The organism is Heliorestis convoluta (assembly GCF_009649955.1).
Classification (GTDB): domain Bacteria; phylum Bacillota; class Desulfitobacteriia; order Heliobacteriales; family Heliobacteriaceae; genus Heliorestis; species Heliorestis convoluta.
In genome coordinates this window covers 558,752-581,972 of sequence record NZ_CP045875.1, presented here as the reverse complement: position 1 = coordinate 581,972, position 23,221 = coordinate 558,752, and the positions used below count along the sequence as shown (strand labels likewise).

Annotated in this window: 25 protein-coding genes; 12 read left to right on the top strand and 13 right to left on the bottom strand. The window is 40.8% G+C overall.

The annotated features are described in order from the left end of the window. Positions 1-113: 113 nt before the first annotated feature. The 3 genes from FTV88_RS02610 to FTV88_RS02600 all read right to left on the bottom strand — a co-directional run bounded on the left by FTV88_RS02610 (position 114) and on the right by FTV88_RS02600 (position 3,991). Entirely contained in the window at positions 114-1,715 is a 1,602-nt protein-coding gene (locus tag FTV88_RS02610) for a hybrid sensor histidine kinase/response regulator (RefSeq protein WP_162007865.1), read from the bottom strand. A gap of 214 nt (positions 1,716-1,929) precedes the next feature. Beyond that, positions 1,930-2,709 (bottom strand): LppM family (lipo)protein, encoded by a 780-nt coding sequence (locus FTV88_RS02605; RefSeq protein WP_153724271.1) that lies wholly within the window; start codon positions 2,707-2,709, stop codon positions 1,930-1,932. Between the two features lie 235 nt (positions 2,710-2,944). Then, entirely contained in the window at positions 2,945-3,991 is a 1,047-nt protein-coding gene (locus FTV88_RS02600) for a cytochrome-c peroxidase (protein WP_153724270.1), read from the bottom strand. A gap of 321 nt (positions 3,992-4,312) precedes the next feature. On the opposite strand from FTV88_RS02600, the gene FTV88_RS02595 reads away from it, so the two are divergent. Then, positions 4,313-4,669 (top strand): GlpM family protein, encoded by a 357-nt coding sequence (locus FTV88_RS02595; protein ID WP_162007864.1) that lies wholly within the window; start codon positions 4,313-4,315, stop codon positions 4,667-4,669. Positions 4,670-4,682: 13 nt separating this feature from the next. On the opposite strand, the gene FTV88_RS02590 is transcribed toward FTV88_RS02595, so the two are convergent. Then, a complete protein-coding gene (locus tag FTV88_RS02590) occupies positions 4,683-4,871 on the bottom strand; it encodes a hypothetical protein (protein WP_153724268.1) in 189 nt (62 codons plus the stop codon). A gap of 196 nt (positions 4,872-5,067) precedes the next feature. Between FTV88_RS02590 and FTV88_RS02585 the strand changes: the two genes are divergently transcribed. Beyond that, positions 5,068-5,391: a carbohydrate-binding protein gene (locus tag FTV88_RS02585; RefSeq protein WP_243137275.1), complete on the top strand. Its 324-nt coding sequence runs from the start codon at positions 5,068-5,070 to the stop codon at positions 5,389-5,391. 226 nt (positions 5,392-5,617) lie between these two features. Beyond that, the gene (locus FTV88_RS02580; RefSeq protein WP_153724266.1) at positions 5,618-5,938 is read left to right on the top strand and encodes a hypothetical protein; all 321 of its coding nucleotides are present in this window, start codon (positions 5,618-5,620) and stop codon (positions 5,936-5,938) included. Positions 5,939-6,078: 140 nt separating this feature from the next. On the opposite strand, the gene FTV88_RS15985 is transcribed toward FTV88_RS02580, so the two are convergent. The 3 genes from FTV88_RS15985 to FTV88_RS02570 form a co-directional block, all read right to left on the bottom strand. Continuing rightward, positions 6,079-6,201 (bottom strand): hypothetical protein, encoded by a 123-nt coding sequence (locus FTV88_RS15985; protein ID WP_279236945.1) that lies wholly within the window; start codon positions 6,199-6,201, stop codon positions 6,079-6,081. 158 nt (positions 6,202-6,359) lie between these two features. After that, positions 6,360-7,049 (bottom strand): class I SAM-dependent methyltransferase, encoded by a 690-nt coding sequence (locus tag FTV88_RS02575; RefSeq protein ID WP_153724265.1) that lies wholly within the window; start codon positions 7,047-7,049, stop codon positions 6,360-6,362. Positions 7,050-7,078: 29 nt separating this feature from the next. Beyond that, positions 7,079-9,334, bottom strand: a complete 2,256-nt coding sequence (locus tag FTV88_RS02570; protein WP_153724264.1) for an ATP-binding protein — start codon at positions 9,332-9,334, stop codon at positions 7,079-7,081. Between the two features lie 255 nt (positions 9,335-9,589). On the opposite strand from FTV88_RS02570, the gene FTV88_RS02565 reads away from it, so the two are divergent. From FTV88_RS02565 to phaC, 5 genes are all read left to right on the top strand, one after another. Then, a complete protein-coding gene (locus tag FTV88_RS02565) occupies positions 9,590-11,305 on the top strand; it encodes an FAD-dependent oxidoreductase (protein ID WP_153724263.1) in 1,716 nt (571 codons plus the stop codon). A gap of 287 nt (positions 11,306-11,592) precedes the next feature. Further along, entirely contained in the window at positions 11,593-12,153 is a 561-nt protein-coding gene (locus FTV88_RS02560) for a DUF2889 domain-containing protein (RefSeq protein ID WP_153724262.1), read from the top strand. 201 nt (positions 12,154-12,354) lie between these two features. Next, a complete protein-coding gene (locus tag FTV88_RS02555; RefSeq protein ID WP_153724261.1) occupies positions 12,355-13,545 on the top strand; it encodes an acetyl-CoA C-acetyltransferase in 1,191 nt (396 codons plus the stop codon). A gap of 41 nt (positions 13,546-13,586) precedes the next feature. Next, on the top strand, positions 13,587-14,027 hold the full coding sequence (locus tag FTV88_RS02550; protein ID WP_153724260.1) for a hypothetical protein: 441 nt from the start codon (positions 13,587-13,589) through the stop codon (positions 14,025-14,027). Between the two features lie 15 nt (positions 14,028-14,042). Continuing rightward, positions 14,043-15,155 (top strand): class III poly(R)-hydroxyalkanoic acid synthase subunit PhaC, encoded by a 1,113-nt coding sequence (gene phaC / locus FTV88_RS02545; RefSeq protein ID WP_153724259.1) that lies wholly within the window; start codon positions 14,043-14,045, stop codon positions 15,153-15,155. A 58-nt stretch (positions 15,156-15,213) separates the two neighbouring features. On the opposite strand, the gene FTV88_RS02540 is transcribed toward phaC, so the two are convergent. Both FTV88_RS02540 and FTV88_RS02535 read right to left on the bottom strand, forming a co-directional pair. Next, positions 15,214-15,678, bottom strand: coding sequence for a helix-turn-helix transcriptional regulator (locus tag FTV88_RS02540; RefSeq protein WP_153724258.1), 465 nt, complete (start codon positions 15,676-15,678; stop codon positions 15,214-15,216). A gap of 105 nt (positions 15,679-15,783) precedes the next feature. Then, positions 15,784-16,101 (bottom strand): phasin family protein, encoded by a 318-nt coding sequence (locus FTV88_RS02535; protein WP_153724257.1) that lies wholly within the window; start codon positions 16,099-16,101, stop codon positions 15,784-15,786. A 244-nt stretch (positions 16,102-16,345) separates the two neighbouring features. On the opposite strand from FTV88_RS02535, the gene fabG reads away from it, so the two are divergent. After that, a complete protein-coding gene (gene fabG, locus FTV88_RS02530) occupies positions 16,346-17,083 on the top strand; it encodes a 3-oxoacyl-[acyl-carrier-protein] reductase (RefSeq protein WP_153724256.1) in 738 nt (245 codons plus the stop codon). Between the two features lie 139 nt (positions 17,084-17,222). Here the strand turns inward: fabG and FTV88_RS02525 are convergent, their stop codons facing one another. From FTV88_RS02525 to FTV88_RS02510, 4 genes are all read right to left on the bottom strand, one after another. Beyond that, on the bottom strand, positions 17,223-17,888 hold the full coding sequence (locus tag FTV88_RS02525) for a hypothetical protein (protein WP_153724255.1): 666 nt from the start codon (positions 17,886-17,888) through the stop codon (positions 17,223-17,225). Positions 17,889-18,118: 230 nt separating this feature from the next. Continuing rightward, a complete protein-coding gene (locus FTV88_RS02520; RefSeq protein WP_368277576.1) occupies positions 18,119-19,006 on the bottom strand; it encodes a 3'-5' exoribonuclease YhaM family protein in 888 nt (295 codons plus the stop codon). Between the two features lie 128 nt (positions 19,007-19,134). Further along, the gene (locus tag FTV88_RS02515; RefSeq protein WP_153724253.1) at positions 19,135-19,404 is read right to left on the bottom strand and encodes an Atg14 domain-containing protein; all 270 of its coding nucleotides are present in this window, start codon (positions 19,402-19,404) and stop codon (positions 19,135-19,137) included. Between the two features lie 80 nt (positions 19,405-19,484). Next, positions 19,485-20,123 (bottom strand): GDSL-type esterase/lipase family protein, encoded by a 639-nt coding sequence (locus FTV88_RS02510; RefSeq protein WP_153724252.1) that lies wholly within the window; start codon positions 20,121-20,123, stop codon positions 19,485-19,487. A 167-nt stretch (positions 20,124-20,290) separates the two neighbouring features. Between FTV88_RS02510 and cshA the strand changes: the two genes are divergently transcribed. From cshA to FTV88_RS02495, 3 genes are all read left to right on the top strand, one after another. Continuing rightward, positions 20,291-21,802, top strand: coding sequence for a degradosome RNA helicase CshA (gene cshA, locus FTV88_RS02505; protein ID WP_438266902.1), 1,512 nt, complete (start codon positions 20,291-20,293; stop codon positions 21,800-21,802). Between the two features lie 234 nt (positions 21,803-22,036). Continuing rightward, positions 22,037-22,720, top strand: a complete 684-nt coding sequence (locus tag FTV88_RS02500; protein ID WP_153724251.1) for a hypothetical protein — start codon at positions 22,037-22,039, stop codon at positions 22,718-22,720. A 73-nt stretch (positions 22,721-22,793) separates the two neighbouring features. Next, the gene (locus FTV88_RS02495) at positions 22,794-22,967 is read left to right on the top strand and encodes a YgaP family membrane protein (protein WP_153724250.1); all 174 of its coding nucleotides are present in this window, start codon (positions 22,794-22,796) and stop codon (positions 22,965-22,967) included. Positions 22,968-23,221 lie beyond the last annotated feature (254 nt).

The window sequence follows — 23,221 nt, the reverse complement described above, 5'->3', positions numbered from 1 at the left end:
GTTTACATAATAGGTATTATGTAAACTAGGGAAGCGTTGAATGGAAAAAGCGAGCACTTGATAAAGCCTTGCTTTTTCCATTCATTGATAAATCATTCTATTCTTTTTCTTAATTAAGAGATTTCTCTTGCTGAAGCTTTGACTTTTGACAAAATCTGTTCTAGATGATCTAAGTCCACTGGTTTGGCTAGGTGTAAGTCAAAGCCTGCTTTCATAGCCCTTTCTTTATCTTCTTCCTGGGCATAGCCTGATAAAGCAATTAAAAATATTTCCTTAAAAGCAGGATTTGCACGAATCGCTTGAGCTACTTCAAAGCCTGTCATCCCCGGTAAACCGATATCGCACAAAACTACGTCCGGATTAAACTTTTTTAATTCTTCTAAACCTTGAGATCCATCGGATACTGAAGTGACCGTATGGCCTAATAATTGCAGCAATGAACAAAGAATTTCAGCTACATCGGCAATGTCTTCAATTACCATGATCTTCATCGGAGAAAGAGATTTCTCTATCTTTGGCGTATTCTTTTCTTCATTATTCTCTTTTTCTTGTGGAATTGGTACGCTAATTTTTATTTGTGAACCTTTTCCCAATCCTAGGCTATGGACGCTTACTCTTCCACCATGTAATTCTACGATACCTTTGACAATCGACAGGCCCATACCAAGGCCACCGTGAATGCGGTCAAGAGATACTTCCGCTTGTACAAAGGGCTTGAGAATTTCTGGTAATAGCTCCTTTTTAATGCCCTGTCCGTTATCTCTGACTTCGATTTCCGCTTCCTTAGATTCTTCGTTTTTTAATACAACGACCTGAACGCTATGACCTTTTTCTGTGAATTTAAGCGCATTGTGTAATAAATTTCCTACAACTTGTGTTATTCGGGCTGAGTCAGCCTGTAAATACATGGGATCTGAGGAATTGTGGACTTCTAGGCTTACTTCTTTTTCATAGAACATGGGTTTATAGTCTTCTACGGCCTTTAAGACCAGGCCATTTAACTCGACAAACTCTTTTTTGAGTTCAATTTTATTTTGAGAAATCCGTGTTACATCGAGTAAATCGTCAACCAATCGAGAAAGTTGCATTGTCTGTCGTTCCAATATGGCTTGCGCTTGCTTGGCCTGTTCTGAATCAGAAGCTACCCGTTTTAGCATAGAAATACTCATTGTTATAGAGGCTAGCGGGTTTCTTAGTTCATGAGAAAGGCTGCTGAGAAATTGATTTTTATTATGATCCGATTGAATCAATTCTTTTGTGGCGCTCTCTGCTTTTTTTAAGGCAATTTCTAGATCTTTAGCCTGATCGGCCAAACACTCTTGAACTTTTTTCCGCTCTGTAATATCTCGATTGGTAAAAACAGCGCCTGTAATTTGCCCCTTGTTATTATATAAAACTTTTCCCCTGGCCTCATTCCATATATAATGACCTGCTCCATGGCGATAGCGAAAGATTGCTGTACCTTGCCCTTCACCTTTCAGCGCTTCTTTTACTTTTCTTTGTACATAAGGCAAGTCTTCAGGATGCACTCGTTCAAAAATGGAAGTTCCTTCGATATCTGCTGTTTTTACACCCAATCCTTTTTCAAAAGAAGGTGTAGCAAATTGAATCATAAAGTGATTGTCTGTTACAAAAAGCATATCGAGCATATTGTCGGTAATTGTATGCAAAAGCTCTTCCGGAGTAAAGCTGTAGGATTTTTTTTCTATTTCCATCGTATCAAAACCTTTCGCAATCACTCAATGCTCGCTTGCGACTCCTATCATCTACTAACATTTCGTGAAACTAAAACACAAAAAATATATTCTACAGAATAATTTGTTTTCCTTTTTTTACACCTTTAATTTTACATTATTTAAGAAGAGTAAAAAGCCTCTTATGACAATTTTCGTCTAAGAGGCTTTTTCTCGTTCTATAGGCTCCTTTGTATCAATGACTTTTTTCACTATCTTTGGAATCATTATCCCTTGAATCTTCTTGTGATTTACTGTTTTTTCTTTTACGAAAGAAGAAAAAGAAAGTTCCTATAAAAAGAAGCGCTGAAGTAGCAATCACAGCCAGAGCGCCCTTGTGACTCATTTCGAGATCAAAGCGAATTTCTGTTACTTCTCCCGCTGGCAACTTCCAAATCAGTGTTTTTCCTTCGTCTGTTACAGAAGTGGCATTATGGCTCCTTGGTGCTTCTGGAAAAGTAAAAGATAGGACAAAGTTCATACTTTCCAATAAAGAAGCATTGATGCCGAATTCATCAAATCCTATTGCAGCTCCCATACCTCGTAAGTCAATGCTTTCATCGACACTATACTTTGTTCCCCAAAGATTCCGCTCTATTTGTAAAGTACCTTTTTCTGCAACGAAACCTTCATCCCTGTTTTCTTCAAAGCTACGAAAAAACGTTATAGGGTCTGGTACCTCAACAAGGTTTTTATAGTGGCCTGTAAGCTCAATGCCTATTATGGAACCATCCTGATAATTTCGTACTATCAATCCCTGTTCTTGAGCTGTTTTTTTGATTTCAGCAAAAGGGTCTTCCCCACTTGCTGTCATCATTGCCTTTAGACTTTGATTATATCCTACACGGTATGCTACATCAGCGCTTCCGTCATGATAAATTGTCGTGTGTGCCTTTGCTTCTATACATGCTGAAGCAACCATTGTTGTTAATAATAAGAGAGCGAAAAATGATAGTAGCCTGCTTTTCTTTACCAATAATCCACTCCCCTCTCCCCTACCACAGAACTTGACGCTGGTTGACAATATTTATGTAGCTTTCTCTCGTTCAATAACAAGGAGCATAGAAAAACGTTGATAGCAAAAAAATCCACATTGATTTGTTTTTCCAAGAAAAATGCTAAAAAAATAGCCCGATAGAAAGATTACTCCCCCTATCCGGCTAGGCTTTCACATGGCTATTATTTTGTACTCTTACCCTTTTCTCGATCCTTTATGGAAGTTCCGGTAACGTTTCTGTAGGTGCTGTTCCATCAAGAGCTTTTAAGAAAGCGACCAGATCTTGCTCTTCTTCCGGTGTCAATCCTAAAGGTCTTACACGAGGATCTCGATTTTCTTCTACTTCTCCACCAATATTATAGAAGTGAACCAACTCTTCTAAAGTAGCGATACTGCCGTTATGCATATAAGGCGCTGTGTAACTAAGACCGCGTAAGCCCGGTGTGCGGAATTTTCCTTTATCTTCTTCTTTCTTCGTGACTTCATATCGGCCTAAGTCGTCTGTTAAAACACCGGTGTTATAGAAGTTAGAGTCCGATAAAGCTGGACCACTGTGGCAAGATAGGCAACTGCCTTTGTTAACAAAGATATCCATGCCTCTCTTAGCCTCTTCTGATAAAGCATTTTGATCGCCCGCTAAGTATTTGTCAAAATCGGAGTCATTGATAATAACGGTCCGCTGATAGGCAGCTAGCGCTTTAGCGATATTATCGGCTGTAATTTCTTCGTTAAAGACATCCTTAAACTGCTCTACATATCCGGGAATCGCTTTAAGCTTTATAACCAGCTCATCAAGATCTTGATTCATTTCTTCTGCAGCTTGAATCGGACCCAGGGCTTGCTCTTCTAAGGTCGCAGAACGACCATCCCAAAAAAAAGCGTCATAGTATCCCACGTTAATCACAGTGGGGCTGTTGCGTCCACCTTGAAACCCTTCAAAGCCAATAAAAGTAGGACGGGCATCACCAAAGCCAAGACTCGGATTATGACAAAAAGCACAGCTAATTTGATTGTTGCCTGACAAGCGAGGGTCGAAGAATAAAGTTTTTCCTAGATCAACTTTTTCAGGCGTCATGGGATTGTCTTCAGGAATGGGTACCTCTCCAAGAGGATGAAAAAGCGCTATGTAGTCGTCTTGTGGAGCCTGTGGCGCTAGTGAAGAGTCTGTTGAAGCACTACTACCGCAACCAGAAGCAATGACAGCGAGGAGGACTGCACTACAGGCCGCTGCAATCCATGAGGCTTTCTTTTTCTTTAACATAACCGAAATGCCCCTTTCTGAAATAAAGTATAAATTATTACGAAGCCAGTAATAGTTCGCATTTTTATTATAGCTGATGGAATAACTTGTGTAAATATGAAAAAAATTTTTTTCTTTTTCTATCTTGCTTTTCTTGACTCGTTAGAATTATGTATGAATAAGGCGCAATAATAGTTTAAAGTATTGGTATTACTAAGAGAAATCGCTTTCATTATTCGTTAAGAATGGAAAAAACTAATGATTTTCAAAGGTAGCATTCGCTTGCTAGTATAAAGAAGAGAAAATTCCTGTACGTAGATACAGCAAAAGAGGTGCAATTTTTTGAGTTACACAGAAGCATTGCTTCGATTTGTCGCAGGTGGATCTCTGATTCTATTGGTAAGCTTATTAGGAAAAAGCAAATTTGCCTATTTGGCCAGCATTGCCGTGCTTTTTCCAGCTGTTACTGTTGCAGGTTATTACTTTTTATCCTTTGATGTTTCTACAATGCAGTTAAAAGCGATTATTTTTAACAGCCTTTATTATGTTCCTACAACGATGGTCTTTCTCTATGCACTCTATCGCTTTGTAGGCACCATGCCTATGCATAAATCTTTGGTATTTGCCCTTGGTTTTTGGTTCTTAGCCGCCCTAGGGACAACGGCTCTCGGTAATTATTTTGAGATCTGGAAGAGATGACTAGAAGTCTTATTTATGTTCGCCTTTTAAGAATTCTTTCTCCTTTAGTTCTTTTTAAACTGTACTTTTTAACGCCTACTTCATTGTCGCCCTGTTGTACTGCCTCTTTCGTAATAATATCAGTATGATGCTGGTAACCAGGCTTAAGAAAAATCCAAGCCACGATAGATAGAATCGAAAGGGCTATGATTATTTCAGCCATACAACCACCTCTGCTATATGTTCTACCATTAAGATTATCATGTCTGGTTATTTTTTCAATGTTTTTTATATCTGTTGACAAAATTTTAACTTTCCAAAGATCCCAACATTTTATGAGTCATCGTATTCATATAAATTTTCATCCGATCCATAATAATTGATGGTTTGCTCAATCTTTTTTATGGGGGTATTTCATTTTGAAAATCGAAGGCACCTTAAATTATCCTCAAGAGGGCATTAAAATTGAGCCTTTATTCAACGATGGGCGCGATGTAACCATTGTTTACGACGGTTTACTGCATCGCTCTGGTGCTGATCAGGTTTATCTTCACGCTGGATATGGCACCAATTGGCAGAAAAGCTACGATCATCGTATGGAAAAATCTCAAGAAGGATGGAAATGTACCATTAATATGGAACGTGAAGATCTGGTCTTTTGTTTTAAGGATTCAGCTTGCAATTGGGACAACAATTCGGGCAACAATTGGGTTTACCGCTCTCAGGGAACAAATCGTCGTTAATAATCTTAAAAAGACAATACTATTTGTTAAAACACTGAAAGCAACCTCGTCAGAAGGTTGCTTTTTCTATTAGATTTGCCTCCTGTCTTCGAGATAGATTTCGCGATAACATTGCTTCTATTTCCAAGAAAGGATTTTCACCACCTAGCGCGAATACTAGGTAGTGGGAAAATAGCATTCTCCAAGCTCATCTTTCCACTTTTTTACGAATCAAGGAGGCTTTTTAATGAGAGGGTTAATGTCCGTAATCAATCAGTTGGAAGTACGGGGCAATGCAGAAGAGCGTCTCATTTATCAACTTGTAGACTTGTCGGTCATTAAATATCGCGGAGAGCAAGAAAATGCTTTTACGCCAGAGATTGAAAAAGCCCTGGAAAATGTAATTCGCGGTTTTATCTGGCTTTACGAAAAAGGTTTGTCTTTAGAAAGTAACCCAAGAGATCATATGAATGCTTCTGAAGAAGCATTTTATGATCAATTTTTAGATGATTTTTCCCTTTTTAACGATTTTATGCGCAAGAACATGCACCTAAAGCCTACAGACTAAGTACAGGATCAAAAGCATTTGTATTAAAGAAAAGTCAAAGATAAGACATCTTTGACTTTTCTTTTGTCTTTACCTTAACAGCAATTATCTACGGCGTCTTCTGATTGGTCTAAGGACTGTTCTACGTCTTCTTATGGGACTTATTGCTCTTCTACGCCGTCTTCTAATAGGCTTACCAGGGGTCTGCGCCTTCTTACGAGTCTTCGTGGGAACAGTAAAGCACGCAGGAGTCTAAGTCGAATAGGTCCAATTAATATAACCATCTTCTAACCACCTTTCTTGATAAGATAGTTTACTCTATGTCACTTGGAAAAAAATGGTTATTGTTATAGGGGCCTATTTCCTAAGTTTTTCATAAAAAAAAGCAAAGCACTTGGGTGGTGCTTTGCTTTTTTTATTACTGTTATACTTTTCGTGAAGATTAGGCCCTTGTTTTCCTGCCAAATAGAACGACAAAGTTATAGTATTTATACAGGCAGTCAACATCAGAAAAGCCTGCTTCTTCTAACCATTGCAACTGATCTGATAGAGTTGACATTTGGTCGAGTTTTAATCGTTCATAAGATTCTTTTATCTCTTCTGTCGATAGACCACTGCGTTCAACTTTTGATTTCCAGTCTTCAACATAAAGTGCCTCTAAGAAAGGGCTGCTTCCAAGTACTTGATCGGCGTTAATAAAGCACCCTCCTTTATCTGTCATCTTGTAGACATCTTGATACAATTTCTTTTTCTCTTCATCACTAAGGTGATGGATAGACAAAGATGACACTATAATGTCGAATTTAGATGTATAGGCATGCTTTGTGTAATCATTGACTATATAGGTGATATTTTCATATTCTTGTAAGCGCTCTTTGGCAACTTCGAGCATTTTATCAGAAAGATCGATTAAAGTCAGTCGTGCATCGGGATATCTTTCGACTATCTTTGAAGATAATAAGCCTGTTCCTGCCCCTAAATCTAAAATGTTCGGGCTTTTTTTGTTCGTTCTAGCCACTGTAGCAGCAATGGTATAAAAATCATCAAAGCAAGGAATCAACTGCCGTCGCTGACTGTCGTATTTCTCAGCATTTTCATTAAATTTTTTCTCTACATCTTTTTTGTTATTCAACGTCTATTATCTCATTCCTTCATGATTTTTTACTCTCTATACTGTGGCTTTTCCTCTTCCTTTTTCATGAGAGTGTTCAATGAAAGGTATCTTTTTAAAGTTTCTATTAAAGTCTTGCGCAAAAATGGCTTGGCAATATAGTCATTCATACCTGCTTTTATGCAGCGTTGGCGTTCTTCCCAAAGAACGTTGGCCGTCATTGCTACAATTGGTGTTGCTTTGTTATGAGATTTTTCTCGTTCACGAATTCGTCGCGAAGCCTCATAGCCATCCATCTCTGGCATCTGACAATCCATCAGAATTAGATCAAAGTCCTCCTTATCTGTCATTTCTACTGCTTCTCGACCATTTTTTGCCCATTGAACTTCAGTTATGCCAATCTTTAATAGGTGTATACGAGCCACTTCATAGTTTACTGGATTATCTTCAACCAGTAATATTTTTGCTGATTCATTTACAAGTCTTACTTCTTCTCGATGTATCCCTTTACTTTTCTCGCTTTTCTCATACTGACTCTTGTCCTCGAGTAGATGCTCCATTTTTTCAAGTGGGATTTCAAACCAGAAGGTTGACCCCTCGCCAATTCTGCTATCTACGTCTATAGAACCTCCCATTAATTGAACAAGACTACGACTAATAGCAAGACCTAAGCCTGTTCCTCCGTAGCGGCGTGTCATGGAAGCATCTGCCTGTTTAAAAGGTTTAAAAAGCTCTTTACGAACTTCTGGAGTTATCCCGATACCTGTATCTTTTACTTCAAATCGCATCCATTCTTGACCCTTTGGACTTTTGATCGTCATAATTCGCAATTCAATATAGCCTTTTTCGGTAAATTTAATAGCATTTGAAAGCAAATTAATCAAGACTTGCCTTAATCGTGCAGGATCTCCTACGATAATATTTGGTAATGCTGTATCTACTTCGTATTTGACGGCAATTCCTTTTTTCTCTGCTTGTTCCTTCACCATACCAATGGTACTTTCCTTAAACTCTTTAAGGGATATAGGTATCCGTTCTAAGATAAGATTGCCTGATTCTATCTTTGAAACGTCGAGAATGTCATTGATAACAGTAAGAAGCAGATTGGCAGAGTCTCCAATAATTCCTACATATTTGCGTTGTTCTTGATTCAAAGGTGTATCAAGTAATAGCTCATTCATGGCTACTACTGCATTCATGGGTGTTCGGATCTCATGGCTCATAGTAGCTAAAAACTCGCTTTTGGCTTGGTTCGATACATCGGCTTGATTCTTTGCGATTAAAAACATCAGCAGGGCCAATAACAAGAGGGTCGTAAAAATGAAACTGATTTCAAAAGTGCTGCTTATAGCACAAAGGGTATTGTTCTTTTCATAAGAGACTAGATAGGCAATGGGCTGGTTGTGGATGTTTTCAATTTTTAAAAACAGTACTAGATAACATTGATTCTTGATTTCTGTCTTTGCAACGAAGCTCTCTCCACTATTGATCTTCTTTTGTACCGTTGGGGCGATGGAGTGGTTGATCTTCTTGATCTCCCGATCAGTGAAATCATGCTTCTCATAAAATCGTTCCTCGATAATATAGCGATCATAAAAGTAATCTTCATGAATATCTGAATCTATATAGTTAGATTGCTCTTGGCTAAAAACAGTGTCTTCAACGACTGATTTTTTAATAATAAAGGTGCTGTAATTGCCGAATAGTTGATCCAGCATATGTATGATACTACCAAAGGAAATACTTGTCTCAACAGAACCAACATGTTCGCCTTGATAAAACAAGGGAAAGACAAATCGATAACCGTTATAAATCCTCCCCTCTTCAAAACCAATGCTTTCCCGAAGCTCTTGATTGGCAATACGTATCGTTTCTCTTACACTGAAAAGATTGTCTCCATATAGCTCAGGTCGATGCATCCGTAAAAAACTGGTACCATCTTTTAAGTGAAAATGAAGCTGTCGAAAGTGATAGTTCTCCAGTTCCTCATAAAGATCGTCAACCTTTTCTTTTAACCTTTCTCGATAAAGACCTCTTTGTTCCGGTTTGGCATGAATTGCTTGAAACAATAATTCTGTGATTTCTTCTTGCATCAATATTTCTTTGGCGATGATACGAGTGCCAAGTGTATAACCGTTCAAAGAGGCTTCTACTTCATCATGGAAATTTTCTAAACGAACATCAAGATATAGCTGCTGGTTTTGCTCTTTCTGTTGGTACACAGATAAGAGATAGAGCCCACTTAAGAGAAAAACCGAAAAAAAGATAGCGATAAAGTATGTCTTTTTTTTCTTGTAATTGCCCATCTCAGAACACCTCTTTGTGAGGGCTTACCTTCCTTTTTTAGTGCAAATGAATACTATTTCAATTTTATAACGATACTTCCATAACGATTCGAGTAACTCCTGCCTTTCGATTGTGATAGAGAATATTTTTCTCAATATCAGTCATTCTAAAAAGGAATTCTTTTACTTTGTAACGAATTACATCATAGGTAGATTTCTTTTACTCTTTCATGTATATACGAACCAAAAATTCTCTTCTTTGTAGGTGATTGTTTCATGGCCAAAAAAGTGCTGATTGTAGGTGGCGTAGCCGGTGGTGCTAGTGCAGCCGCTCGCTTGCGTCGGTTGGATGAAGAAGCCCAGATCATCCTCTTTGAACGGGGCGAATATATTTCTTTCGCCAATTGTGGTTTACCCTATTATCTGAGTGGCATTATTGCAGAAAGAGAATCCCTTCTCGTTCAAACAGTTCAAGGAATGACGGAACGTTTTAATATTGACATACGTGTCAATAGTGAAGTTACAAAAATCGATCGAGAGAAAAAAGTAGTGGAAGTCTTTAGCCAGGGCGGAAGTTACAAAGAAAGCTATGATTATCTCATCTTATCGCCTGGGGCTGAACCACTTCGTCCACCCATTCCAGGCATAGATAGAGACAAAGTATTTACGCTTCGTAATATGTCTGATGTGGATCAAATCAAAGCCTATCTCCTTGCTGAAAAGCCACAAAAAACAGCCGTCATCGGTGGTGGCTATATTGGCATTGAAATGGCTGAAAATCTATCCCATGCCGGGTTGGAAGTGACGCTCGTTGAAGCTGCCGAACATATTCTGGCACCTTTTGACCGTGAAATGGCACGCATGATCGAGAAAGTTCTGCTCGATCATGGCCTACAATTGATTGTCAATGATAAAGTGCAGAAAATATCTCATCGTTATGAGGCAGATAACAGAAAAGTTATAGAACTCCAAAGCGGTTCAACAATAGAAGTGGATTGTATTATCGTTGCCGCCGGTATAAAGCCCGATAGCAGACTTGCCAAGGAAGCCGGCCTTTCTCTTGGTCAAGGTGACGCCATTGCTGTTGATGCTTTCTTACAGACTTCTGATCCTTTTATATATGCAATTGGTGATGCCATTGAAGTACAAGACTTTGTAAGTGGAACAAGAGGTATCATGCCATTAGCAGGTCCTGCGAACAAGCAAGGTCGTATCGCTGCCGATAATATTTGCGGACGCAAAAGGATCTATGAGGGAACCCAAGGTACTTCGATCATCAAAGTCTTTGATTATACAGCTGCTGCAACGGGTAATAACGAAAGAAAACTGCGTCAAGAAGGCATTCCCTATATCAAGTCTTATACCCAGTCTAACTCTCATGCCGAATATTACCCCAACGCCACTACCTTGACTATCAAGTTGTTGTTTACACCCGATGATGGCAAAATTCTTGGTGCCCAGATTGTGGGTAAAGAAGGCGTTGACAAAAGAATCGATGTTCTAGCCACAGCCATTCGACAGGGTTTGAATGTCTACGATTTAGAAGAGTTAGAGTTAGCCTACGCACCACCTTATTCCTCTGCCAAAGATCCCGTTAATATGGCTGGCTTTGTCGCTACGAACATCTTACGAAGGGACGTCAAAATCAAGCACTGGGAAGAGTTATCCCAACTTCAACAAGAAGAAATCACCCTTTTAGATGTCAGAACAAACTTAGAGTATCGTCAAGGACATATTGAAGGCGCTTTGCACATTCCTGTCGACAGACTCCGAAAGAGTTTTACGAAGATACCGAAGAACCGCAAAGTTATTGTCTATTGTAAAGCAGGACTACGAGCCTACCTAGCTTGTCGGATCTTAGAGCACCATGGATATGAAGCTTATAATCTCAGCGGAGGCTATGATATCTATCTGGCTGATCGTCATTTATTCAACCAAGGAATGAATATGAACGAGCAAATGACAGAATTCGAAGACGTAAGCAACGATTAGGTTGATCTCAGGGCAATAATACAATAGCGAAAGAAGTAGAAAGGTTCTGTACAGCGTAAGTCTTACAGAGCCTCTTTATTTGTTGTCTTATTCTTCGATTCACCTTACTGGCAAGAAAAGTGCCCTTCTCCTTACGCTATCGACTGGAATATTTCCATCCAAAGATTAAAATCAAGAGGAAGGAAAAGGGATTAGGCAGTTGAATAAGGTACGATATGGAAGTACATTACTTAGAGGCAGTTTTCTCAATAAAACGCTTGATACGGCTATATTGAAAGGTGTGAAAAATGACGATGCCAAACAAGAATCTATACAATCGTCAGATGACGGTAAGGGCTTTTCGCAGAGAAGATGGTCATATTGATGTTCAATGTTTTCTTATTGATACTTTTCATGAGATTTCTGCTCAATTGACCTTTACATTTCAAGGTGAAGTTATAGATGGTCATGCTTATTTTATTCGTTGCCCCTATGATATTTGTGAAAAAAGCGTTTCTAAGATGACCTCATTACGTGGAATTATCGTGGGGCCAGGGTCCAGCAAACAGATTCGCCAAGCTATCGGTGGTGGCGAAGGCTGCGAACATTTGGTTGAAATCACGATTGAAGCATTTCGTGCTTTTGTTCAGTGCCGCTTTCGCATGGATATAGAAGGAGTGACTGATCCTTTTGAGGTTTTTGAAGACTTTCAAGAAAAGTTAAAAGACAGTTGTTATGCCTATAGCCACCCTGAACAAATTCGTGAGATCCGTTGGTGGGGTCATTTGCCTGTACAAGAATCGGTTCATGAAAAAACTGAAAATAAGAAGAAAATCAATAAATGTAAAATAAATACTGGCAGGGATTGACAGTATCTTTTGGGCCATGCTAGAATGACATTGACTTTCCGCTTTGACAGCAAACCTTTTATATTGGAAGAAGCGGTATATAATAGGGCACCACTTGGTTGGAAATGCTCTGTCATTTGGGCATGGAAGAAGAGTCTGCCTCTCCTTCATGTGAGGCAGACTCTTCTTTTCATAGATACATAAGGGGAGGTAGGATGCAACTTGTCATTTCAAGACGTGGTGATTGCCAGTGCTGTCCGCACACCGATTGGAGGATTTCAAGGTGCTTTGAGCACAACATCGGTGGTAGATCTCGGTTCATTGGTTATTAAAGAAGCCTTAACACGGGCGAATGTTTCACCTTCACTGGTCGAAGAGGTTTTTATGGGCTGCATCCTGCAAGCAGGCAGCGGCCAGAACGTCGCACGCCAGGCAGCTGTACATGGGGGTATCCCCTTTGAAACACCAGCAACAACCGTGAACATGCTTTGTGCTTCTGGATTAAAATCTGTCGCTTTAGCAGCCCAGCAAATCGCCCTTGGTGAAATGGAAGTAGCTGTGGCTGGTGGCATGGAAAGTATGAGTACGTCTCCGTACCTTCTGAGTCAAGCCAGAACAGGCTATCGTATGGGCGAAGGGTCCATTGAAGACAGTATGATTAAAGACGGCCTATCTTGTTCTCTAACTCATACTCACATGGGCGTTACTGCTGAAAACATTGCGGAACGGTATAATATTAGCCGCGAAGAACAGGATCGTTTCGCAATTGCCAGCCAAAATAAAGCCATCGATGCCATTGATGCAGGTCGTTTTCGTGATGAAATTGTTCCTGTTTCTATTGCTCGTCGTAAAGAAGAACCCTTGATTTTTGATACAGATGAACATCCTCGTCGAGGAAGTACTATTGAAAAGCTCGCCAAGCTAAAGCCAGCTTTCAAAAAAGGCGGTACTGTTACAGCAGGCAACGCATCAGGCATTAATGACGGCGCAGCTGCTGTTGTACTTATGTCCGCAAAACGGGCTGCCCAAGAAGGAATTCAGCCACTGGCTCGAATTCGCTCTGCAGCATCAGAAGGTGTCGATCCTGCTTACATGGGTCTTGGTCCTATCCCAGCAACTCAAAAAGCTCTTAAAAATGCTGGTCTGACCATTGCTGATATCGATTTATTCGAATTTAATGAAGCTTTTGCTGCGCAAGCACTAGCCGTCTTAAAAGATTTAGAAGTACCTGAAGAGAAGGCGAATGTCAATGGTGGCGCCATTGCATTGGGTCACCCCATCGGAGCCAGTGGTGCACGTATTCTCGTGACACTACTTTATGAAATGAAACGCCGTCAAAATCGATACGGATTGGCCAGCCTTTGTGTAGGTGGCGGACAGGGTCAGACACTGATTGTCGAAATGGGATATTAATTGTCTAAATAGTTAGAATTTTCAGAAAGGGAGGCTTTTCTATGTCCCATCATAAGAATCTTACAGAAGAGCAAGTGGATGAGTTTTTCAAGCAAATGAAGAAGATGTATGAGACCAGCGAAGAGCAGTGGACAAAAGTTTGGGAAAATGTCTTAACCAGCGAGTCTTACGGCAATTTTCTGGGTGTAACTGGTACACAGACGATGTTTTTCCGTGAAATGATGAAGCGGAATATGGAATCGATGCTCAAAGCAGCCAGTATGCCTTCTGAGGAAGAGATGGCCAATGTGGCTCGACAGGTCATTAAAACAGAAGAAAAAGTCGATGACCTGGCTTTTCGTATGGATGATCTATCTGATGAGCTACAAGAAAAAGTTTATGACAAGGTAAATCAACTTAGTGAGCAGATGGAAGAAGTCCATAGCACACTGCGACTCTTGGCTCGAAAGATGCAAGTATATGAGCGCGATGGCAACCATTAGAAGAGGTGAAGAAAAATGATGATTGACAAACTGTTTGAACAACAGCCAACACCGGCCGTGATGATGCAGATCGCTGAAGAATGGAACAAGCGCAATCAGGAGTATACGCGTATTCTCTTCGACGGTCCCCGAGCAAAAGTTGGCCAGACACCCAAGGATCTTGTCTGGTCATTAAATAAAGCTAGGCTGTATCGCTATCGTGCCACTTGCCAGGAAGGTCCACGAGTGCCTTTACTTATGGTTTATGCCTTAATTAATCGAGCTTATATCTTGGATTTAGCACCTGGACGGAGCTTAGTAGAATATTTGGTTAACCGTGGCTTTGATGTATATCTTCTAGATTGGGGAACACCAGGTCTTGAAGACCGCGAAATTGATTTTGGTGATTACGTATGCAAATACATTCCAAAAGCAGTAAGAAAGATGCAACGTCTATCGAACTCTAAAGAGTTTTCAATTCTTGGCTATTGCCAAGGCGGTACGATTTCATCCATGTATGCGTCCATATATCCAAACAGCGGCTTAGAAAACTTAATTCTTATGGCTTCGCCTATCGATTTTTCTTATCACCCCTATTACAGTACCTGGTTAAGAAATAAATACTTCGATGTAGATCGTATGGTTGACACACTCGGTAATATTCCAGGTCCTATGATTGATTGGGGCAATCGCATGCTTAAGCCGATGCAAAACTTTGTTTCTTCTGAATATGCTTTGTGGAACAATTCCGTTAATGATCGATTCCTACAAAATTGGGCACCCATGAACAAGTGGTTGAATGATGGTCCTCCCTTCCCTGGCGAAGCCTTCCGTAACTGGATAAAAGATCTCTATCAAGATAATAAGCTTGTCAAAGGTGAACTAGTTATCAATGGTCACAAGATTGATTTAGGTAGAGCAAAAGCAAACCTCTTAGCTATCGGTGCCAGCGAGGATCACATTGCTTTACCAGAACAGGTAAAGGCGGCTGTTGATCATTTTGGTTCTCAAGACAAAGAATATTTTGAAGTACCGGCTGGCCATGTTGCTTTGACTGTCAGTTCAAGAGGAACAAAAGTTACCTGGCCTAAGATCGGCGACTGGTTGACCGAACGTTCCGGTGAGATGGTACCACGAGAGGTTAAATAATAAAAAATAAAGAGCCGGTCAGACATCCTTGGGATGACCGCTCCGGCTCTCTTTTTTCTCATATATCATCTTTTTTTTGCCCATGGGTGCTGTTATCTTCTCTTTCTTTCGGCTGTGGCTCTTTTTTTCGTCGAACCCTTGATCCAAAGAAATCTCCTGTAACAGTTTCCTGGTAGAAGTCGATAAAGTTGTTGACTAAACCTTGGTAGAAAGTCATCGTCTCTAACCAGGTGTCAAGTAGCGCTTTTCCAGAGTCCGTTATCGAATATATACGACGTGATGGCCCGCTCTGGCTATTCTCCCAACTAGATGAGACATGTCCATCCTTCTCCAGTTGGCGTAATGTTCGATAGACTGTTCCATGATCGACTGTGTTAATACCGAATTCAGCCAAGCGAATCATAATGTCATAACCGTGGAGGGTCCAGTTTCGCAGGATGAGTAGTAAATATGGCACCAACCAGTTTCGACTGGCTCGATACATCGCCAAGTTAGACTTATCATCTTTCTCTTTATATGTCAACGTCTACCCTCCTTTTTGCTACAGTATATCAGTGCGTTGCAAAAATTGAAAGAAGGTTCCCGGAGGAACCTTCCCAGGTTGCAGAACATAGTGGCACTAGGTCCTTTAGCCTTCACCGTTCATTTTCTTCATCATTTCATCAACTTTTCGATTTAATTCATCAAGTTGAGACTGCGTGGTCCCTTTCCAGTTGTCGAAGACATCCTGTGTGGACTTGCGAATGATTTCTTGAAAGCGCTTCTGATTCTCCTGGCTTTGCTCCCACAACTGTTGAACAAATTGTTGAGCTTCTTCACGATTGACTTTGCCTTGTTCCATGAGGCGATTGCCAAACTTCTCCGCTTGTTCCTGAGTCCAGAACATCAGGTTAAGGTTCGAGTGGCTTTGTTTCCATAGATCTTCCGTAAAAGACTTGGTGTTCATGCCAAATTCCTCCTTCAACTTCTATGCGCTTACAAGTTTGTGCGCATCGCTATGTGTTAACCTTACGTATGTAATATTATCACATAGTAAAGGGTTGATCAACCCTTTTTTGGGTATTTCTAGGAGTCTTTTTGTTTTTTTCTATTGTTGGATCGTGGTCCTTCTTTAAATGAACTCTTAGAGTTTTTTAAGGTTGTACCATTGACCATATATTCAAACATCATAAGGAGAGTGTTGGAGAGTCATGCGTTTAAACGGCAAAGTAGCTCTGATCACTGGAGCTGGTCGAGGTATTGGGAAAACGACAGCTCAGCTTTTTGCTCAAGAAGGAGCTCAATTGGTAATCACAGATTTAAACGGAGCTGCTGCTCAGACAGCGCAAGAGTTCACGGATGCTGGTTATAATACTCGTTACTTCAAAATGAATGTAACAGAATACGATCGCGTCAAAGAAGTGGTCGATGAAATAAAAAAAGAGTTTGGACGAATCGACATCCTTGTGAACAATGCCGGTATTACGCAAGACGGTTGGTTAGCAAAAATGACACCACAACAGTGGCAAAAAGTAATTGATGTAAACTTGACAGGCGTATTCAACTGCACACAAGCTGTTGCTTCTATCATGATGGAGCAAGGTAGTGGTGTCATCTTATCAACCTCTTCAATCGTAGGTATTCATGGTAACATTGGGCAGACCAACTATGCTGCCACTAAAGCGGGTGTCATTGGCATGACAAAAAGCTGGGCTAAAGAATTAGGGCGCAAAGGCGTGCGCGTCAATGCAGTTGCTCCTGGCTTTATTGTTACGGATATGACTGCGAAAGTACCGGAAAAAGTACTTACGATGATGAAAGAAAAAACTCCTATCGGTCGCTTAGGAACGCCTGAAGATGTCGCCAAAGCTTTCGTCTTCCTTGCTTCAGACGATGCTGACTTTATCAGTGGTGTCACTCTTTCTGTTGACGGTGGCCTTGTTATTTAAGATAGGCGCATAGAAAAACAAAAAAGGAGCCCTCCTCTTTTTTTAGGAGGGCTCCTTTTTCTATCTAACCAGCCAGGCCCAGTCGGGCACAACCAAAGATAAAAAATGCTACCAATCGAATCGTCCTCATGCCACCTTTTTAGGCACCTCGAATCTCATAGCGATTGATTGGATCGCCTTTTAAGGTGTCTGCCGATTGTCGATAGGATAGTGCCGGGTTGATTGCTTTAACAAATGCATCAATCCAAAGTCCATACAAGTGTTTCATAAGAGAGACATCCACAGTAGTTTGCTTCCAGTTCCTTTCTTGCAAACAAACCGAAGACTCCCAAACAACTTGTTCATTTTCATTACTAGTAAGTCGATTGACTTGATCACAAGGCATACCATTGAGTAGATAGTTATTCAATACTTTGTATATCTCATCGGCTCCTGCCAGTAAAGCTCCTTTTTCAACAGCCTCTCGACCGCAAAGGGTACCTTGTTCCATAAAAGCCTTTTCCACAGCTGATTGACCTACATCTCCACAACTCTCAATCAATTTCTGAATTTGAGCTGCCTCTCTTGTCTCTGCGATATTAATCTGATTTTGCAACCAACCGTGAATGTTTCTGCCATCAATCAGCTGATCCAGTGATAGATTTGGCAGTGGTTCTCCGTAAACCTCCCAAACTTCTGAACGGATCTCTACTGCCTTATCATTGCAGATATCAACTGCTTTGTCATACACAAGCTCTTCTCTTTCTACGACAAGGCGAATTTTTCGGTATAACCAATGGTGAATCGGACCTAGAAAAGCACTCATGGGATCACACCTTCCTTATGCATCATCAAGTTCCTTTGACTAAAGTTTTCCTACTGAGACTTTCTTTATGCCTAATTATAACTTATTAAGTTAGTTTTTTTCGTGATCCTTATCACCATTATAAAGCCTTTGGAAGATGAAGAAAGTGCAAGTTAAAGGCTAAAGCAAAAAATCCCGCTCGGTCTTTTCACGTAGCGGGATTTCTCTATTCTTTGCAAAAAGTTAAATAATTATTGGGAGCTCCTATAGACTTTCCTTCCCAGCGTCCATACTTTTTCTGAGAAGCTACCTTCTTTGGTCGTGCTCAATGCCTTATGCATATCGTACATAGCGGCATCTATCATATCTATGTAATGCAAAACTTCGGCTTCAGGTATCATCGGGGTTTTTGGACTACCCCATTCACCTTTGTAGTGATGACTTGCAATCATATGCTGAAGCAATAAAGATTTTTCAGGATCCGCTCCTATGCTTTCTGCAATCTTGTCCACCAACTTGACGCCTTGTACGAGATGACCTAATAGATGACCTTCTACGGTGTAGTCTTTTACAATGCCCAGTTCGTTGGCATCCATTTCATCGAGTTTGGCTATATCGTGCAGGATGATGCCACCGTAGAGTAGATCGCGATTTAAGAAGGGATAGACTTCTACAATTTTTTCACCTAAACCAAGCATGGTTACAATATGATACAACCATCCCCCATGAATAGCATGATGGTTTTTTTGTGCTGCTGGATAGTAAAGGATTTTGTCTTGGTATTTTTCAACGATAGTACTTGTTATTTGATAAATATCTTGATCTTTGATTTGACCAATGTAACTATGTAGTATTTTGTACATGCTTTGAGAATCCTGAGGCGCTGAGGCTATAAAGTCTCTAATGTTTTGTCCATCAAGGTCTGTGACCGGTCTTATCGATTCAATGGATAGTTGTTTGTTTCCACTCCACTCTTTGACAAGTGCTTTGACACAAAGAATGCTGTTTTCCAGAAACTCTTTTTCCAACGCAGGGTCAGCATCCCAGAACTTCGCATTAATTTCGCCAGTCTTATCACGTAGAGTCAGATCTAGATATATTTTATTGGTACTTGTTCTCTTACTCTCTATAGAGCGCAGTAGAAAAAAACCTTCAATACGCTCACCTACAGTAAAGTCGCTAATCCTTTTGCTTTTGTTGCTATTTATGATGTTTCACTCCTATATCAATCATGCTATATTTTTTGCAATTATGAGTTAAGGAAGAACTAATGTATATTTTCTACGCCTGAAGCATCTTCTCGTTGCTCTATCTTTTTCTCTAGCCTTGCGATACGTTCATTTTGTTCTGCCACTTGTGCTTCTAATTCATCAATGCGTTGGCGACTGTTTTTTACTTCTGTATATAGTTCTCTTATGCTTGCGACAAGTTCTCGAATCATTAGATGGTAGTCACGTTGTAGATCTTTTGTCTCGATTACATCGTCTTTAACTTCTGTGAGCATTTGTAAGATTTCCTCTTCTACTTCTTTGCTCATAATGGAGTCCTCTCACCACCAATTGTAAATTTTTGCTTCTTCAATATAAGTGCTTTTTCTTTTTGCTTTACTCCCTAATCCTATGATCTGTTATGATCGGTGATCCTGATCTCTTCAAGATAGGTACCAATCATATGGACAGCTACTTCCCCCATTTTCTCATAGCCGTGACGATTGGGATGGCAGTCGTCGGCAGCGTATTGAGGGGCTAAAGAGCAACCATCGGCAGCAAGTAGGGGCTTGAAAAAGTCAATGGTTCGCAAAGACCCCGCTCCTTCTTCTTTTCTTCCTTTTAAAAAGTCAAGTAAAAGAGCGCGGTATTCTATTACGCGTGTTCTAGCAGGTTCTTCGGAAATCGCTGTCGTCAAACCAATGATAGGAACACAGCGTGCCACTTCGATACGCTCGATCATATCACGATAATTTTGAATTACTTTACGCGGCGAGATCATTCCATAAGCATCGTTAGCACCACCTGTGATGATAACCCAAGAACGAGGTTCTAGATCGGGCAGATGAGAAATCAGTATGCGTCGCATATCCTCAGTGGTCGCTCCATTTAAACCTAGATTGGCTACCGGTATATAAAAAGCGCCTTCAACGCTCGTCGTCCAAGATGCTTCAGGACCATAAGGATATCCCCAGGTTAATGAGTCACCTACTGCATAAATGGTTGATGGCTTTTGAGCAATTGATTGGGGTCCCTTTTCTATGACCATAGATAAACTTCTCTCCTCTTGCTATAACAGTCCTTATATGGTTCTTTCTTTGTTTTCGTTTTTCCTTCTTTTTGGAATTTTACTCACGTAGCATCAGAAAGCATCTATAAGCTGCCTTCAATCAGGAAATCATAGAGAAAGAAACTATTCTTTGGAGGCTGAAGAGCTTGGAACAATTCAAAACTTTAGGAGTTAGCGAAAGCATTCTCGAATCGTTGAGCACAATGGGATTTGAAGAACCTACGCCCATCCAAGAAAAAACAATTCCCCCTGCCTTAGAAGGTAAAGATCTAATCGGGCAAGCCCAGACAGGCACAGGTAAGACCGCCGCTTTTGGCATTCCTGTCATTGAAAAAGCAAGAAGACAACCTGAGGGTCTACAAGCTGTTGTGCTTACGCCAACGCGAGAGCTGGCCATCCAAGTGGCTGAAGAACTGAATCGCATTGGCAACCAAAGTGGTGTCCAGTGCTTGCCGATTTATGGTGGACAAGATATGTCTCGACAAATCCGTGCTTTGAAAAAAAGACCTCAAATTATTGTGGCGACGCCAGGTCGCTTAATGGATCATATGCGTCGCAAAACGATTCGCTTGCAGGAAATTCAGGTGATAGTTCTTGACGAAGCTGACGAAATGTTGAATATGGGCTTTTATGAAGATGTTGAAAAGATTATGGAAGATACACCGGAGCACAAGCAGATATTACTCTTTTCGGCTACCATGCCTCGACAGATTCAGAGCCTGGCCAACCGATTTATGAATGAGCCGGTCTTGATCACCATCAAAGCCAAAGAAGTAACCATTCCACTGGTGGAACAGCACTATATTGAATTGCAAGAGCGTGAGAAGTTTGATGTTCTCTGTCGACTGATTGACATTCAGTCGCCTGACCTTGCCATAGTTTTCGGAAGAACCAAGCGACGGGTTGATGAACTGACCGAAGCGTTAAAAAAACGTGGTTATTCTGCAGAAGGAATTCATGGTGATTTGACGCAAGGCAAGCGTGATAGCGTTTTACGTCAATTTCGCTCTGGTACCGTCGATATTCTGATCGCAACCGATGTAGCCGCTCGTGGTCTCGACATTACAGGTGTCACCCATGTTTATAATTTTGATATCCCGCAAGACTCAGAAAGCTATGTACATCGGATTGGTAGAACCGGTCGAGCCGGTCAAAGCGGCATTGCCATTGCCTTTGTGATTCCACGAGAGTTGGATCATTTGCGTACGATTGAAAGAGCGACAAAGCGCAATATGATGCGTATGGCCATTCCAACAGTATCAGAAGCAGCAGAAGGTCAGCAACGTCTGGCTGTGGAAAAATTACTGAGAACTGTTGAAGGAAAGGATCTGCAACGCTTTCGAGGTATGGCCCAAGAACTATTGGATAAAGAAGACTCCATGACCTTACTTTCTGCTGCCTTAAAGCTGTTAACAAAAGAAACGAACCGAGTTCCTGTGACCTTAAGCCCTGAAGCACCGCTTCGCGTGCGCAGTCGTCGCGATCAAAAGCCAAGACAAGGACGGACCCAAGGACATGGACAAGGACAAGGACAAGGGCAAGGGCAAAGCAGAGGAAAAGGTAGCAATCGGCGCAACTTCAAAGGCGCCCAGGGACAATTTAAGCAAGATTCCATGAAAAAGGATCGCTTCGGTAAGCAGCAACCATCTTATCATTAAAGTTAGCTTTTTTAACTGCTATTGGGACAATAAACCCCGTCGGAATTATTTCTGACGGGGTTTACTAACAGTTTTTGAGATATCTTTGTTGTCATATAAGAATATACTTGTTATCATTAGCCCAAAGCACATGGTCCTACGAGTATGCTTTTTTCTTTTTTCATAGTGCTATTATACCACTGAAGTCATGTTCCATTGCTCTGTTCGACGGGACACCTTTAGGAGGAGATTTGAATGAAAAAAATAACAATCTTTCTTGCTATCTTTTTTGGCTTTTCTGCGGCTGTTTATGGGTATTACTTTTTATCAAAAACACCGGAATCAGCTTTTCTTCCACCGATCCCACAAAAAGAAGAAGAGTCCGCATTAGATAGAGATACCCTGCGTGAAACGATACCAGCATCACCTTCTGATTATTTCCCTGTGACGAAAGGCCTTTACTGGTCTTACACTGGTGAAGGCAATGAATATGCTTCCTTTATCCGGCAAGTTCTTTTTACAGAAGGAAATAGAGCACAGATAGAAGAGGACAATGGTGGAGCGATTAGCGTCTCTGTTTTTGAAGTTACACCAGAAGCTCTTACTAGAATTCATTTTATAGGAGAAGCTTATGATATTCCCAACCTTTTGAATCGGGCACCAAGCGAGCATAGGATCATCTTGCAAGAGCCTCTTGAAGTGGGAACAAAGTGGATCAATCCGGGAGAAAGTCGAGAAATTATAAGTCTTGGAGAGACTGTTGTGACACCGGCTGGCACTTTTGAAGATGCTCTCGTCATTAAATCCACCTACGAGCACTCAGAAATTTATGAGTATTTCGTCGTTGACATCGGTATGGTAAAGAGAGAGTTCTTTTCTGGAGACTATCGAGTTCTTTCTATTTTAGAGGACTATGGGTTGCAAGAAGAATTAAAGTAAAAGCGTCAGTATGAGATTGTTCCCTGAGACTTACACTACTTCAAAAGAGTCTAGGGAAAGGAATTTGTCGAGTATGGATCTTTCATTTCGTCAGAATGTTGGTACTGTTGAGCGCATTATCCGTGTAATCGCAGGTACTTTTTTCATTTTACTGGCTCTATATTACCCTTTTACAGCGACCTGGCCCAAATGGTTGCTCGGTCTCATTGGACTAAGCCAAGTTATAGAGGGGGCTATCGGGTATTGACTTTTCTATGATGTAATGGGTTGGTCAACCCGGAAGTAATATATCCTTACTTAATACGAAAATAGCTACTCTGTGGTGGGGTCAGGCGTTATGAATTCCTTCCGAACGGACTCATCCCACGCCATAAGCGGCAGCAAGCTGCCGATGGCTGAGGTCTGAAGTCCTCTCTCCAGGAAGTCATAACGCCTGACCCAGATACATCTTGCTGGTTGTGACTGGGTTTGAGCCTATTCCAGATGCACATACAATAGGTA